The sequence below is a fragment of the Pseudomonas sp. LBUM1657 genome (assembly GCF_059716075.1).
In genome coordinates this window covers 1301335-1314736 of sequence record NZ_CP166799.1, presented here as the reverse complement: position 1 = coordinate 1314736, position 13402 = coordinate 1301335, and the positions used below count along the sequence as shown (strand labels likewise).

Below are 13402 nucleotides of genomic sequence, written 5' to 3'. Positions count from 1 at the left end.
GAGTGTAATACAGCGCCATACGGTGAATAATCCGGGCAAAAGCAAAACATTATTGCTGTACAGGGATAATCCTATATGTCGGAAAACCGCTGGGAAGGGATCGACGAGTTCGTCGCCGTCGCCGAGTGCAGCCAGTTCACCGCCGCCGCGGAACGCCTTGGTGTTTCGTCCTCCCACATCAGTCGACAAATAGTACGCCTTGAAGAGCGCCTTCAGACGCGACTGCTTTACCGCAGTACCCGTCGGGTCACATTGACCGAGGCCGGGCAAACTTTTCTGCAACATTGCCAGCGTTTGCAGGACGGTCGAGAAGAAGCGCTGCGAGCAGTCGGCGACCTGACCAGCGAACCCAAAGGCATGTTGCGCATGACCTGCGCGGTGGCTTACGGTGAGCGATTCATCGTTCCGCTCGTGACGCGCTTCATGGGGCTTTATCCACAACTTCGAATCGACATTGAACTGAGCAACCGTCAACTCGACCTGGTCCATGAAGGCCTGGACCTGGCGATCCGCCTCGGTCGCCTCCAGGATTCGCGACTGGTCGCCACCCGCCTTGCGCCACGGCGCATGTACCTGTGCGCATCGCCGTCCTACGTGGAACGCTACGGTCGCCCACACAGTTTGTCGGAACTGAGCCGCCACAATTGCCTCATCGGCAGCTCGGACATCTGGCAACTGGAACAGAACGGGCGGGAATTTTCCCAGCGAGTACAGGGAAACTGGCGCTGCAACAGTGGGCAGGCAGTATTGGATGCTGCGCTACAAGGCGTCGGGTTGTGTCAGCTGCCGGACTATTACGTGCTGGAGCACTTGAACAGCGGCGCGTTGATTTCGCTGTTGGAAGCCCATCAACCGCCGAACACTGCTGTGTGGGCGCTTTATCCGCAGCAGAGGCATCTGTCGCCAAAGGTGCGCAAGTTGGTGGACTACTTGAAGGAGGGGTTGGCGGAGAGGCCGGAGTATCGGAGCTAAAGTATTTTCAGTGTCAGCGTTTGTTGGCTGAGCCACCGCTTTCGCGAGCAAGCCCGCTCCCACATTTAATCCCGAGAGGGCGCAAATAAAATGTTCACTGAGATCCAATGTGGGAGCGGGCTTGCTCGCGAAAGCAATCCGACAGACACCACAGCAGTCAGCGGCGATTCGCCCAACGCTGGCGCAACCACTCCAGGTCTTCGGGGCGAGTGACCTTGAGATTGTCGGATCGCCCTTCGATCAAACGTGGAGCCATCCCTGCCCATTCCATCGCCGAAGCTTCATCGGTGATGACAGCGTCGGCCACCAGACTGTCAGCCAATGCCCGGTGCAATGCACCAAGACGAAACATCTGCGGTGTGTAGGCCTGCCAGATCACACTGCGATCCACGGTTTCAACAACACGGCCCTGTTTGTCGACCCGCTTGAGCGTATCGCGTGCCGGAACCGCCAGCAGGCCGCCGACCGGATCGTCCGCCAGTTCACCCAGCAATTTGTCCAGATCGTCACGACTCAGATTTGGCCGCGCGGCATCGTGAACCAGCACCCAATCCTCATCGTCAGCGCCCTGAGCATGCAAATGCAGCAACGCATTGAGCACCGACCCGGAACGCTCGGAGCCACCCTCAACCCGCTGAATACGAGAATCGGCAGCACACTTGAGGTTCGGCCAATAAGGATCATCGATAGCAAGACTGACCACCAACCCCTTCAGGGACGGATGATCAAGGAAACAGCCAAGGCTGTGTTCGAGAATAGTGCGCCCGCCCAGCTGCAAATATTGCTTGGGACGGTCCGCGGCCATACGGGCACCAACGCCCGCGGCAGGAATTACAGCCCAGAAGGCCGGTAACGACGGGATCATTGAGCCAACTGGTAAAGGGTTTCACCATCCTTGACCATGCCCAACTCATGGCGAGCCCGCTCTTCAACGGTCTCCATGCCCTTTTTCAATTCACTGACTTCAGCGTCCATCACCCGATTGCGCTCCAGCAGGCCCTCGTTTTCAGCGTGTTGATCCGCGATCTGCTGAGTCAACTCGGCCACTTGCGCCAGACTGCCATTACCCACCCACAGACGGTACTGCAGGCCAGCCAGCAGCAGGAGCAAGACGAGGAACAACCAATTGGGACTGCGCATCGAATATCGGGTATCCAGTGAAAAAAGACAGCCATGCCAAACTTTGAAGCTTCTGATAGCACGAAGCCTGGAAGAACCAGGCTTGTACTCTAAAGGCATCAGATTAGTGGCAAAAACGTCGCTGTCGCGATTTTTCCGACACAATCCGGTGTCTTTTTACCAATCAGCAATCAGCCGCGGAATTCGCTGCGACCGTTGTACTTGGCTTTGCCGTTCAACTGCTCTTCGATACGCAGCAGTTGGTTGTACTTGGAAACGCGATCGGAACGGCACAGGGAGCCGGTCTTGATCTGGCCAGCCGCAGTACCCACAGCCAGGTCGGCAATGGTCGAATCTTCGGTTTCGCCGGAGCGGTGCGAGATCACGGCGGTGTACCCAGCGGCCTTGGCCATCTGGATGGCTTCCAGGGTTTCGGTCAGGGTACCGATCTGGTTGAACTTGATCAGGATCGAGTTGGCGATCTTTTTATCGATGCCCTCTTTCAGGATCTTGGTGTTGGTCACGAACAGGTCGTCGCCTACCAGTTGAGTCTTCTCGCCGATTTTGTCGGTGAGGATTTTCCAGCCTGCCCAGTCGGACTCGTCAAGGCCATCTTCGATGGAGATGATCGGGTAACGCTCGGTCAGACCTTTCAGATAATCAGCGAAACCTTCAGCGGTGAACACCTGGCCTTCGCCGGACAGGTTGTATTTACCGTCTTCGTAGAATTCGCTGGCAGCGCAGTCCAGTGCCAGGGTCACGTCGGTGCCCAGCTTGTAACCAGCGTTGGCCACGGCTTCGGAGATCACTTTCAAAGCGTCTTCGTTGGAGGCCAGGTTCGGTGCGAAACCACCTTCGTCACCCACGGCAGTGCTCAGGCCACGGGCCTTCAGAACAGCTTTGAGGTGATGAAAAATCTCGGTGCCCATGCGCAGACCTTCCGAGAAAGACTTGGCGCCAACCGGCTGAACCATGAACTCCTGGATGTCGACGTTGTTATCGGCGTGCTCGCCACCGTTGATGATGTTCATCATCGGAACCGGCATCGAGTAAACACCCGGGGTGCCGTTCAGGTTGGCGATGTGAGCGTAAAGCGGCAGGTCCTGGTCCTGTGCTGCTGCCTTGGCCGCGGCCAGGGAAACGGCGAGGATCGCGTTGGCGCCCAGGGAACCTTTGTTTTCAGTACCGTCGAGCTTGATCATCGCGTGATCCAGCGCTTTCTGGTCGCTTGGGTCTGCACCTTTCAACAGGTCGCGGATCGGACCGTTGATGTTGCCTACGGCTTTGAGTACGCCCTTGCCCAGGTAACGGCTCTTGTCGCCATCACGCAGCTCGAGCGCTTCACGCGAGCCAGTGGAAGCACCGGACGGCGCGCAAGCACTGCCGATGATGCCGTTATCGAGAAGCACGTCCGCTTCCACGGTGGGGTTGCCACGGGAGTCGAGAACTTCACGACCTTTGATGTCGACGATTTTTGCCATTGTTGTAAACACTCCAAAGTTGACGAAAACGACGCAGCTGAAGGAAATCTTGTATCGCCGGCAAGTGATGTGCAGCGGGCAGACTTGCGGACGATAAGGCTCAGGCCCGAGGGCCTGAGCGTTAATTCGTGCGGTACTTTACCGGAGAAACGAGGGTTACGCGGTTTCTACCGTCGGAAAACTCTTCACCAGTTCGTCCAAAGCCTTGAGCTGGGCCAGGAATGGCTCCAGTTTGTCCAGGCGCAAGGCGCAAGGGCCGTCGCATTTGGCGTTATCCGGATCCGGGTGCGCTTCGAGGAACAGACCGGCCAGGGACTGACTCATACCAGCTTTCGCAAGGTCAGTGACCTGGGCGCGACGACCGCCGGCGGAATCGGAGCGACCGCCGGGCATTTGCAGCGCGTGGGTCACGTCGAAGAACACCGGGTATTCGAACTGCTTCATGATGCCGAAGCCGAGCATGTCGACGACCAGGTTGTTGTAGCCGAAACTCGAACCGCGTTCGCAGAGGATCAACTGATCGTTACCCGCTTCCACGCACTTGCTCAGGATGTGTTTCATTTCCTGAGGCGCGAGGAACTGGGCCTTCTTGATATTGATCACCGCGCCGGTCTTGGCCATCGCGACCACAAGGTCGGTCTGGCGCGACAGGAAGGCTGGCAACTGGATGATGTCGCAGACTTCAGCGACGACCGCGGCCTGGTCAGGCTCGTGGACGTCGGTGATGATCGGCACGCCGAAGGCTTGCTTGATGTCCTGGAAAATCCGCATGCCCTCTTCCAGGCCGGGGCCACGGTAAGAGGTCACGGAGGAACGGTTGGCCTTGTCGAAGCTGGCCTTGAACACGTAAGGGATACCGAGTTTCTCAGTGACCTTTACGTATTCTTCGCAGACCTGCATCGCCATGTCGCGGCTTTCCAGCACGTTCATGCCACCGAAAAGCACCATTGGCTTGTCGTTGGCAATCTCGATATCGCCTACACGGATGATCTTCTGCGCCATTGGATTTACGCCTTCTTCTGGTGTTGGACCAAAGCAGCTTTAACGAAACCGCTGAACAACGGGTGACCGTCGCGTGGTGTCGAAGTGAACTCAGGGTGGAACTGGCAAGCGACGAACCATGGATGATCCGGCGCTTCAACCACTTCTACCAGTGCGCCATCACCGGAACGACCGGAGATTTTCAGACCGGCCTCGATGATTTGCGGCAGCAGGTTGTTGTTCACTTCGTAGCGATGACGGTGACGCTCGACGATCACGTCCTTGGCGTAGCAATCATGCACCAGGGAACCTGGCTCAAGCAGGCAATCCTGAGCGCCGAGACGCATGGTGCCGCCCAGATCGGACGCTTCGGTACGGATTTCAACAGCGCCGGTGGCATCTTCCCACTCGGTGATCAGACCCACGACCGGATGACCGCTTGCACGATCGAACTCGGTGGAGTTGGCGTCTTTCCAGCCCAGCACGTTGCGAGCGAACTCGATCACGGCCACTTGCATGCCCAGGCAGATGCCGAGGTAAGGAACCTTGTTTTCGCGAGCGTATTGAACGGCGGTGATCTTGCCTTCCACGCCACGCAGACCGAAGCCGCCAGGTACCAGGATTGCGTCCACACCTTCCAGCAGCGCGGTGCCCTGGTTTTCGATGTCTTCGGAATCGATGTAGCGCAGGTTGACCTTGGTGCGATTGCTGATGCCGGCGTGACTCATCGCTTCGATCAGCGACTTGTAGGCATCCAGCAGTTCCATGTACTTGCCGACCATGGCGATGGTGACTTCGTGCTCCGGGTTCAGCTTGGCATCAACCACAGCTTCCCACTCGGACAGATCGGCGCCGCCACATTGCAGGCCGAAACGTTCGACAACGAAATCATCCAGGCCCTGGGAGTGCAGGATGCCCGGGATCTTGTAGATGGTGTCGGCGTCTTCCAGCGCGATGACCGCACGTTCTTCAACGTTGGTGAACTGAGCGATCTTGCGACGCGAAGAGATGTCGATCGGGTGATCGGAACGGCAGACCAGCACGTCTGGCTGCAGGCCGATGGAACGCAGTTCCTTGACCGAGTGCTGGGTTGGCTTGGTTTTGGTTTCGCCAGCAGTGGCGATGTACGGCACCAGTGTCAGGTGCATCAGCATCGCGCGCTTGGCGCCGACTTCGAAACGCAATTGACGGATCGCTTCGAGGAACGGTTGCGATTCGATGTCACCGACAGTGCCACCGATCTCGACCATGGCCACGTCGGCATCGCCGGCGCCCTTGATGATACGGCGCTTGATTTCGTCGGTGATGTGCGGGATCACCTGGATGGTTGCGCCCAAGTAATCACCACGGCGCTCTTTGCGCAGGACGTGTTCGTACACACGGCCAGTGGTGAAGTTGTTGTTCTGGGTCATGGTCGTGCGGATGAACCGCTCGTAGTGGCCCAGGTCCAGGTCGGTCTCGGCGCCGTCGTGGGTGACGAACACTTCACCGTGCTGGAACGGGCTCATGGTGCCCGGGTCGACGTTGATGTACGGGTCCAGCTTCAGCATGGTGACCTTAAGTCCCCGCGCCTCCAGGATGGCCGCCAATGAAGCCGATGCAATGCCTTTCCCCAATGAAGAAACAACACCGCCCGTGACGAATATGTAGCGCGTCATGAAAAACCCTAGAAGTCTGCGTTAAAGCGGTCCGAGCCGCCGGGGAAAGCGAAGGAAGGCCGAAGCCCCCGATCACCTGCATTAATCACAGTGCACCTTTCAAAAAAACCGCCGCGTTGGGACAGACCGGGAGATGAAACACCGGTACGTTGCTCGCTACACATTTTTTGGAATCGCCCAGCAAAGACTGCTTGGTAATCGGCAACTCCTGCAATTCGTGGGAATCCACAGAAGTTGTATCAAGAAGGGAGCGTAGTCTACCGGAAAGCCCCTTTCAGCTCAAACCTTGATCTTCGGTCGGTGGCTGCCAATGCAAATTCCAACCGTCCTCCTCGCTGCCGTTCAAGCCCCGCAGGTTCGCCACCGCCAGCAATTGCTCGCCTCGGTACAGCAGCGGCAATCTGCCACGGACAAACAACGGCACCCCGCTTTCGTTGAGCAATCGCTTCAGATCGCGATGGCCACGATTGGGCAGATTCATGACCTCACCTCCCTCACGATAGCGGATATGCAGCGGGCCATCGGGGATTCGGCCGCTGAGCATGACTGCACCGTTGTCCGGCAACACCAGCGAGATCGAGGGATCAGTCCACGTTGCGATGCCGGGCGAAGTGCGTAACCAGCTACCGGACAACCACCAGATACACCCACCCGCCCGGTGCAGTTCGCCATCAGCCAGCCGCCAGACCGGGCGGGCATCACCCGTGGCATCACGCAAATCCTCCCAACCCGACCAATGGTCACTGTCAGGTAGCCGTGTCAGCGGTTCAAGCCAATGGCTTAATGCATTGCGCTGGCGAGCGGCGGAGAGTGTGTCCAGCGGTGCCAGCTCCAGAGACGGCAACCCCAGCCAATCGAACTCGCTGACCGTACGGGCTTGCGCCAGGTCGATTTGCGCCAGCTCATCGAGCAATCCCTGCGCTTCGCTCAGATGCGCAGCACTGCGGGCCATCGTCGCCACCGCTTGCGGCCAGCGCTCGGTCAATACCGGGAACACCTGATGACGCAGGTAATTGCGCGAGAACTGTCGGTCTTGGTTCGAAGGATCTTCGATCCAGCTCAATTGATGCTCAGCCGCATAGGCCTCCAGCTCGGCGCGCGTGATATCGAGCAACGGCCGAAGCAGACGTCCTTTGCCCAGCGGGCGTTGGCGCGGCATCCCCGACAATCCCCTCACCCCGGCCCCGCGCATTAGTCGAAACAGCAACGTCTCCGCCTGGTCGTCGCGGTGCTGGCCAGTCAGCAGTACTTCATTGGCCTGCGTGGCCTCGATGAACGCATCGTACCGAGCATCCCGGGCCGCACGCTCAAGGCTGGCGCCGGGTTGAACCTGCACGCGAACCACCTGTAACGGCACACCCAGCGCCTCACAGACCGAGCGGCAATGCGCCGGCCACGCGTCAGCCGCAGCCTGAAGGCCATGATGGACGTGGATGGCGCTCAGCGCCGGCAGGGATTCGGTTTTTGCGAGGGTCGCGAGAAGGTGCAGCAGGACGGTGGAATCGAGACCACCGGAAAAGGCGATGCGCCAGGTTGCAGCGTTGCGCCAAGCGTCCAGATTCAGGAGAACTTTGGTCGGCAGATCAATCGCAGGCTGATTCATATCGATCACTTCGCACAAATAAAATGTGGGAGCGGGCTTGCTCGCGAAGGCGGCTCAACATTCAACAAATCGATTGACTGTTATACCGCTTTCGCGAGCAAGCCCGCTCCCACATTGAAGTGAGATCAGATCAGAGACCGTAGCTCATCAGACGCTCGTAACGACGAGCCAACAGCGCTTCGTTGTCGAAGTTCTTCAGCATCGCCAGTTGCGAGCTCAGCTCGGCACGGATCGATGCAGCTGCCGTAGCTGGATCACGGTGAGCGCCGCCCAACGGCTCGCCGATCACTTTGTCCACGATACCCAGGCCTTTCAGGCGCTCGGCGGTGATGCCCATCGCTTCAGCGGCATCCGGTGCTTTCTCGGCGGTTTTCCACAGAATCGAAGCGCAACCTTCCGGCGAAATCACCGCGTAGGTCGAGTACTGCAGCATGTTCAGCTGGTCGCAGACGCCGATTGCCAGCGCACCACCGGAACCACCTTCACCGATCACGGTGGCGATGATTGGGGTTTTCAGGCGGGCCATCACACGCAGGTTCCAGGCAATCGCTTCGCTCTGGTTGCGCTCTTCAGCGTCGATGCCAGGGTAAGCGCCCGGGGTATCGATGAAGGTCAGGATCGGCATTTTGAAACGCTCGGCCATTTCCATCAGGCGGCAAGCCTTGCGGTAGCCTTCCGGACGCGGCATGCCGAAGTTGCGGCGAACTTTCTCGCGCACTTCGCGGCCTTTCTGGTGACCGATGATCATCACCGGCTGATCATCCAGGCGGGCAACACCGCCCACGATTGCGGCGTCGTCGGAGAAGTGACGGTCGCCATGCAATTCATCGAACTCGGTGAAGATGTGTTCGATGTAGTCCAGGGTGTATGGACGTTTCGGGTGACGCGCCAGACGCGCGATCTGCCAGCTGGTCAGCTTGCCGAAGATGTCTTCGGTCAGCGTGCTGCTTTTGTCCTGCAGGCGGGAGATCTCATCGCCGATATTCAGCGAATTGTCATTACCGACCAAGCGCAACTCTTCGATCTTGGCTTGCAGGTCGGCGATCGGCTGTTCGAAATCTAGAAAATTCGGGTTCATAGGCGTCCGTCTTGGGTCGACGTCCAAGAGAGCTTGGGCCGGCCGGTTGTCTATTCGCGCCCTACCTTAAGGGAGAGGCGCGTTCAGGTCGAGATTAAAAATTCGGGTCGAGATCAGGGCGTACTAATGACACCTGACCGTCAACGGTATTGGAGGAAGACGTTGTCTCTTCCGAACTGGTCACGCAGGGCTTGAATCAAGGCATCCGCCGGGTCGATTCGCCAGGTCTCGCCGAACTGCAGCAAGGCCTTTGCATCGGGACTGGTGTACTCCATGGTGATCGGGCACGCACCGCGGTGACGCTTGAACAGCTCACCCAGCCAGCGTAGCTGATCACCCTTCAGGTCCTTGGTGTGCAACTTCAGGCGCAGGCTCTCAGCCAGGTTGGTGCGCGCATCCTCCATGCTCATCACGCGCTTGACTCGCAACCGCAAGCCGCCGGAGAAGTCGTCGTTGCTGACTTCGCCTTCGACCACGACCATCGCGTCGGTCTGCAACAGCGACTGCGCGGAATGGAAGGCGTCAGCGAACAGCGACGCTTCGATCCGGCCCGAGCGGTCGTCCAGGGTGATGAAACCCATCTTGTCGCCCTTTTTGTTCTTCATCACCCGCAGGGCGATGATCATGCCCGCAACCGTCTGCGTGTCGCGCGCCGGTTTCAGGTCGATGATGCGCTGACGGGCGAAGCGACGGATCTCGCCTTCGTATTCGTCGATCGGGTGACCGGTCAGGTACAGGCCCAGGGTGTCTTTCTCACCTTTCAGGCGTTCCTTGAGGGTCAGTTCCTTGGCCTTGCGGTGATTGGCGTAGACGTCGGCGTCGTCCTCGACGAACAGCCCGCCAAACAGGTCGGCATGGCCACTGTCGTGGGTTCGAGCCGTTTGTTCAGCGGCCTTGATCGCCCCTTCCATGGCGTTCAGCAAGACAGCCCGGTTGCGGTCGATATTGGCCTGATACGCTTTCTGCTCGTCATGGAAGTAAGGACCCAGACGATCCAGCGCACCGCTGCGGATCAAACCGTCCAGGGTGCGCTTGTTGATACGCTTGAGATCGACACGGGCGCAGAAATCGAACAGGTCCTTGAACGGACCGTCCTGACGCGCCTCGGTAATCGCTTCGACCGGCCCCTCGCCAACCCCCTTGATCGCGCCGAGGCCATAAATAATGCGGCCTTCGTCGTTTACCGTGAACTTGAACTCCGAGGTATTCACATCCGGCGCGTCGAGACGCAGCTTCATGGTGCGAATTTCTTCGATCAAGGTCACGACCTTGTCGGTGTTGTGCATGTCCGCCGACAGCACTGCCGCCATGAACGGTGCCGGGTAGTGGGTTTTCAACCACGCCGTTTGGTATGACACCAGACCGTAGGCGGCGGAGTGGGATTTGTTGAAACCGTAACCGGCGAATTTTTCTACCAGGTCGAAAATGTTACCGGCCAGGTCGGCGTCGATGTTGTTAGTCGCGCAGCCCTCAATGAAACCGCCGCGTTGCTTGGCCATTTCTTCGGGCTTTTTCTTACCCATGGCCCGACGCAGCATGTCCGCACCGCCGAGGGTGTAACCGGCCATGACCTGGGCAATCTGCATCACCTGTTCTTGATACAGGATGATGCCGTAAGTCGGTGCCAGCACCGGCTTGAGGCCTTCGTACTGGTAATCCGAGTGCGGGTACGCGAGTTCGGCGCGACCGTGCTTACGGTTGATGAAGTCGTCCACCATGCCCGATTGCAGCGGGCCCGGACGGAACAGCGCCACCAGTGCGATCAAGTCTTCCAGGCAGTCAGGCTTGAGCTTTTTGATCAGCTCCTTCATGCCTCGGGATTCAAGCTGGAATACCGCCGTGGTTTCAGCTTTTTGCAGCAGCGTGTAGGTCGGCTTGTCATCCAGCGGGATGAACGCGATGTCCAGCGGTGGCTCATCCACCTTCGCGCGGTCGCGGTTGATGGTCTTCAACGCCCAGTCGATGACCGTCAGCGTCCGCAGGCCGAGGAAGTCGAACTTCACCAGACCGGCGGCCTCGACGTCATCCTTGTCGAACTGGGTCACCAGACCGTCACCGGCCTCATCGCAATAGATTGGCGAGAAGTCGGTCAGCTTGGTCGGCGCAATTACCACACCACCGGCGTGCTTGCCGACGTTACGCACCACGCCTTCCAGCTTGCGCGCCATTTCCCAGATTTCCGCGGCTTCCTCATCGACCTTGATGAAGTCACGCAGGATTTCTTCCTGTTCGTAGGCCTTTTCCAGCGTCATGCCGACTTCGAACGGAATCATCTTCGACAGACGATCCGCCAGGCCGTAGGACTTGCCCTGCACTCGCGCCACGTCACGGACCACAGCCTTTGCTGCCATGGAACCGAACGTAATGATCTGGCTTACCGCGTTGCGACCGTATTTCTCGGCCACGTATTCGATGACTCGATCGCGACCGTCCATGCAGAAGTCGACGTCGAAGTCGGGCATCGATACCCGTTCCGGGTTAAGGAAACGTTCGAACAGCAGGTCATATTCCAGCGGGTCGAGGTCGGTGATCTTCTGCACGTAGGCCACCAGCGAACCGGCACCCGAACCACGGCCAGGACCGACCGGTACGCCGTTGCTCTTGGCCCACTGGATAAAGTCCATAACGATCAGGAAGTAACCGGGGAACCCCATCTGGATAATGATATCCAGCTCGAAATTCAGCCGATCGACGTAGACCTGACGCTTGGCCTCGTAGTCTTCGGTGGTGTCTTTGGGCAGCAAGACGGTAAGGCGATCTTCCAGACCATCGAAAGACACCTTGCGGAAATACTCGTCGATGGTCATGCCATCGGGGATCGGGAAGTTGGGCAGGAAGTGCTTGCCCAGTTTCACTTCGATGTTGCAGCGCTTGGCGATTTCGACGGTGTTTTCCAGCGCCTCGGGCAAGTCGCTGAACAGCTCGGCCATTTCCTCGGCGCTTTTGAGGTATTGCTGATCGCTGTAATTCTTCGAACGCCGCGGATCGTCGAGGGCGCGGCCCTCACCGATGCAAACGCGGGTTTCGTGGGCTTCGAAGTCTTCCTGCTTGATGAAGCGCACGTCGTTGGTCGCCACCAGCGGCGCACCGATCTTCTCGGCCAGGGCTACGGCACCGTGCAGTTGTTCTTCATCGTTGGGACGGTTGGTACGCTGAATTTCCAGATAGAAGCGATCCGGGAACACCGCCATCCACTCACGCGCCAGGGTTTCGGCTTCGGCCGGGTTGCCGCCGAGCATCGCCAGGCCGATCTCGCCCTCTTTCGCCGCCGACAGCATGATCAAGCCTTCGCTGGCTTCGGCCACCCACTCGCGCTCGATGATGATCGAGCCATTGCGTTGGCCGTCGATAAAGCCGCGGGAGATCAGTTCGGTGAGGTTGCGATAACCCACGGCGTTCATCGCCAGCAGGCTGATCCGGCTCAACGGGTTGTCCGGATCCTTGTTAGACAGCCACAGGTCGGCGCCGCAGATCGGCTTGATCCCGGCACCCATGGCAGCTTTATAGAATTTGACCAGGGAACACATGTTGTTCTGATCGGTGACCGCTACGGCAGGCATGTTCATGCCGACCAGGGTCTTGACCAGCGGTTTGATCCGCACCAGACCGTCGACCAGGGAATATTCAGTGTGCAGGCGTAGATGAACGAATGAAGCCGGCATAGTGATCCTGTCTGTAAACGTGAAGACAACAAGGCCCGGAAATCCGGCGTTTAAAGCTACTGCGCTTGGTAAGCCAGCGTTGAACGGCAGTTCGAAATGCTCATTGACTAACGTCAACTCCGCTTTCTCGCTGCCGTTCGCCTTGTCTGACCTGCGCTCGTGAAGCTTTAAATCGCCGGATTGTACCGGGCCTTGAGTAAAACATCAGCCTTGCGACTAACTCTCGATCAGGTTTTCCCGTGCTTCGTACGCCAGGCGAACCGGGGCGAAGGAGCGGCGATGAATCGGCGTCGGCCCCAAGCGGGCTAGCGCTTCCAGATGAACGGGCGTCGGATAGCCTTTGTGACCGCCGATGCCGTAACCCGGGTAAATCAATTCAAACGCGGCCATCTCGCGGTCGCGACTGACCTTGGCCAGAATCGACGCCGCGGCGATGGCCGGAACCTTACCGTCGCCCTGCACCACCGCTTCGGCGCGCATGGACAGTTTCGGGCAGCGGTTGCCGTCGATCATCGCCAGTTTTGGCGTGATGTGCAGGCCTTCGACGGCGCGCTGCATGGCCAGCATCGTGGCGTGGAGAATGTTCAGCTCATCGATCTCTTCGACTTCAGCCCGAGCGATGCACCAGCTCAAGGCTTTTTCGCAGATTTCGTCGTAGAGCTTTTCGCGACGGGCTTCGGTGAGCTTCTTCGAGTCGTTCAGGCCGAGGATCGGGCGGCTCGGATCGAGGATCACAGCCGCAGTCACCACCGCGCCACAGAGCGGGCCGCGACCGACTTCATCAACACCGGCAACCAAATCTTCGACTTCAGCGACCAAGGTGAAATCCAGCCCCATCTGCATGCTTG

At 58.6% G+C, this 13402-nt stretch carries 10 protein-coding genes; 1 reads left to right on the top strand and 9 read right to left on the bottom strand.

Annotated features, from left to right (window positions below; genetic code table 11):
• Nucleotides 1-75: 75 nt before the first annotated feature.
• Nucleotides 76-972 (top strand): LysR family transcriptional regulator, encoded by an 897-nt coding sequence (locus ACA055_RS05870; RefSeq protein WP_497682772.1) that lies wholly within the window; start codon nt 76-78, stop codon nt 970-972.
• A gap of 157 nt (nt 973-1129) precedes the next feature.
• On the opposite strand, the gene ispD is transcribed toward ACA055_RS05870, so the two are convergent.
• The 9 genes from ispD to rnhB form a co-directional block, all read right to left on the bottom strand.
• The gene (gene ispD / locus ACA055_RS05865) at nt 1130-1837 is read right to left on the bottom strand and encodes a 2-C-methyl-D-erythritol 4-phosphate cytidylyltransferase (RefSeq protein ID WP_497682771.1); all 708 of its coding nucleotides are present in this window, start codon (nt 1835-1837) and stop codon (nt 1130-1132) included.
• Nucleotides 1834-2112: a cell division protein FtsB gene (gene ftsB, locus ACA055_RS05860; protein WP_008028992.1), complete on the bottom strand. Its 279-nt coding sequence runs from the start codon at nt 2110-2112 to the stop codon at nt 1834-1836. Before ftsB ends, ispD begins: the two co-directional genes overlap by 4 nt.
• 170 nt (nt 2113-2282) lie before the next feature.
• Nucleotides 2283-3572 (bottom strand): phosphopyruvate hydratase, encoded by a 1290-nt coding sequence (gene eno / locus ACA055_RS05855; protein ID WP_497682770.1) that lies wholly within the window; start codon nt 3570-3572, stop codon nt 2283-2285.
• 156 nt (nt 3573-3728) lie between these two features.
• Nucleotides 3729-4574 carry a 3-deoxy-8-phosphooctulonate synthase gene (gene kdsA, locus ACA055_RS05850; RefSeq protein WP_046054578.1) on the bottom strand — a complete coding sequence of 282 codons (846 nt, stop codon included), beginning with the start codon at nt 4572-4574 and terminating at the stop codon, nt 3729-3731.
• Nucleotides 4575-4579: 5 nt separating this feature from the next.
• Nucleotides 4580-6211, bottom strand: coding sequence for a CTP synthase (gene pyrG / locus ACA055_RS05845; RefSeq protein ID WP_497682769.1), 1632 nt, complete (start codon nt 6209-6211; stop codon nt 4580-4582).
• A gap of 274 nt (nt 6212-6485) precedes the next feature.
• On the bottom strand, nt 6486-7814 hold the full coding sequence (gene tilS, locus ACA055_RS05840; RefSeq protein ID WP_497682768.1) for a tRNA lysidine(34) synthetase TilS: 1329 nt from the start codon (nt 7812-7814) through the stop codon (nt 6486-6488).
• Nucleotides 7815-7944: 130 nt separating this feature from the next.
• Nucleotides 7945-8892: an acetyl-CoA carboxylase carboxyltransferase subunit alpha gene (locus ACA055_RS05835; protein WP_497682767.1), complete on the bottom strand. Its 948-nt coding sequence runs from the start codon at nt 8890-8892 to the stop codon at nt 7945-7947.
• A 140-nt stretch (nt 8893-9032) separates the two neighbouring features.
• Nucleotides 9033-12554 carry a DNA polymerase III subunit alpha gene (gene dnaE, locus ACA055_RS05830; RefSeq protein ID WP_497682766.1) on the bottom strand — a complete coding sequence of 1174 codons (3522 nt, stop codon included), beginning with the start codon at nt 12552-12554 and terminating at the stop codon, nt 9033-9035.
• Between the two features lie 216 nt (nt 12555-12770).
• On the bottom strand, nt 12771-13397 hold the full coding sequence (rnhB, locus tag ACA055_RS05825; RefSeq protein WP_033056287.1) for a ribonuclease HII: 627 nt from the start codon (nt 13395-13397) through the stop codon (nt 12771-12773).
• Nucleotides 13398-13402 lie beyond the last annotated feature (5 nt).

What these genes read in the sequence shown, in the direction of transcription:
- ftsB (WP_008028992.1), bottom strand. Translation starts at nt 2,112, where the DNA reads ATGCGCAGTCCCAATTGGTTGTTCCTCGTCTTGCTCCTGCTGCTGGCT.
- ACA055_RS05835 (WP_497682767.1), bottom strand. Translation starts at nt 8,892, where the DNA reads ATGAACCCGAATTTTCTAGATTTCGAACAGCCGATCGCCGACCTGCAA.
- tilS (WP_497682768.1), bottom strand. Translation starts at nt 7,814, where the DNA reads ATGAATCAGCCTGCGATTGATCTGCCGACCAAAGTTCTCCTGAATCTG.
- rnhB (WP_033056287.1), bottom strand. Translation starts at nt 13,397, where the DNA reads ATGCAGATGGGGCTGGATTTCACCTTGGTCGCTGAAGTCGAAGATTTG.
- dnaE (WP_497682766.1), bottom strand. Translation starts at nt 12,554, where the DNA reads ATGCCGGCTTCATTCGTTCATCTACGCCTGCACACTGAATATTCCCTG.
- ispD (WP_497682771.1), bottom strand. Translation starts at nt 1,837, where the DNA reads ATGATCCCGTCGTTACCGGCCTTCTGGGCTGTAATTCCTGCCGCGGGC.
- ACA055_RS05870 (WP_497682772.1), top strand. Translation starts at nt 76, where the DNA reads ATGTCGGAAAACCGCTGGGAAGGGATCGACGAGTTCGTCGCCGTCGCC.
- pyrG (WP_497682769.1), bottom strand. Translation starts at nt 6,211, where the DNA reads ATGACGCGCTACATATTCGTCACGGGCGGTGTTGTTTCTTCATTGGGG.
- eno (WP_497682770.1), bottom strand. Translation starts at nt 3,572, where the DNA reads ATGGCAAAAATCGTCGACATCAAAGGTCGTGAAGTTCTCGACTCCCGT.
- kdsA (WP_046054578.1), bottom strand. Translation starts at nt 4,574, where the DNA reads ATGGCGCAGAAGATCATCCGTGTAGGCGATATCGAGATTGCCAACGAC.